General features: G+C 62.4%; 1 protein-coding gene. It reads left to right on the forward strand.

The window, feature by feature from the left end:
* Positions 1–246 precede the first annotated feature (246 nt).
* A complete protein-coding gene (locus BST42_RS28845; RefSeq protein ID WP_083123121.1) occupies positions 247–1,302 on the forward strand; it encodes an IS110 family RNA-guided transposase in 1,056 nt (351 codons plus the stop codon).
* Positions 1,303–1,314 lie beyond the last annotated feature (12 nt).

Raw genomic sequence — 1,314 nt, forward strand, 5'->3', positions numbered from 1 at the left:
AAACCGACTCAGTGTCATCTTGGTGATGCCGCTGTTGTGGTGGTTGGGTTCTTCTCACCTGGTGTGTGTGCTCACAAACCGACTGCTCCCCATGTAGGGGTGTGCATTGAATTGTTTTGCCGGCGTCAGGTGGGAAGGACCGACCGGCGTGACTTGATAGGAGCGTGGCATCGCCCCCACTGAGATGTGTCCAGCCGGCCGGCCCAACCTTCACCTCATCCACCTGATGAAAGGAAGGCATGGTCCATGGTGGTCATTGGAGCCGATGTACACAAGCGCACCCACACTTTCGTCGCCGTCGATGACGTCGGGCGTGAACTCGGCAGGAAGACGGTTCCAGCAACGACGCCCGGACATACCGCAGCCGTGCAGTGGGGCCGGGAGAACTTCAGTGGCGAGGTGATCTGGGGCATCGAAGACTGCCGCAATCTGTCCGCACGTCTGGAACGTGATCTGCTTTCGGCCGGTCAGAAAGTGGTGCGGGTAGCACCGAAGTTGATGGCGCTGCAGCGTGCGGGCGGACGCGCTCGCGGCAAGTCGGATCCCATCGATGCCTTGGCGGTGGCGCGTGCGGTGCTGCGTGAACCTGATCTGCCGGTCGCCGCCCACGACGCGGTCTCACGGGAGTTGAAACTGTTGGTCGATCGCCGCGAAGACCTTGTGGTGCAACGCACCTCGATCGTCAACCGGTTCCTGGGTCGCGTTCATGAACTCGACCCCGACCACAGCCCGAAGAAGCGTTCCATGGATCGCGCCAAAACCCACAAGGCGTTGGCGGACTGGCTATCCACCCTCGACGGGCTCCTGGCCGAGCTGGCTGCAGACGAGCTGGCCGACATCGTTCGCCTCACCGCCACGATCAACGCATTGACCCAACGGATCGGCATCGCCGTGCAAGCAGTGTCTCCGACCTTGTTGGCACTACCGGGCTGTGGTGAACTCACCGCAGCCAAGCTGGTCGGCGAATCCGCTGGCATCACTCGCTTCACCAGCGAAGCCGCGTTCGCCCGCCATAACGGCACTGCGCCGATTCCGGCCTGGTCGGGCAACAGCGCCGGCCGGATGCGCCTCAATCGGACCGGCAACCGCCAACTCAACGCAGCCCTGCACCGCATCGCCGTCACCCAAATTGGTATGACCCGAAGCGCGGGGCAGGCCTACTACCGGAAACGTTTAGCCGGCGGCGACTCCTCTTCAGAAGCTTTGCGCTGCCTCAAACGACGCCTCAGCCGAACCGTGTTCAACCGACTACACGCCGACGAGAAATCACGCCACCACACCAGCGAACCCCTCGCCGCTTGACATAGGAGAAAT

The organism is Mycolicibacterium rhodesiae, from assembly GCF_002086695.1.
Lineage (GTDB): Bacteria > Actinomycetota > Actinomycetes > Mycobacteriales > Mycobacteriaceae > Mycobacterium > Mycobacterium rhodesiae.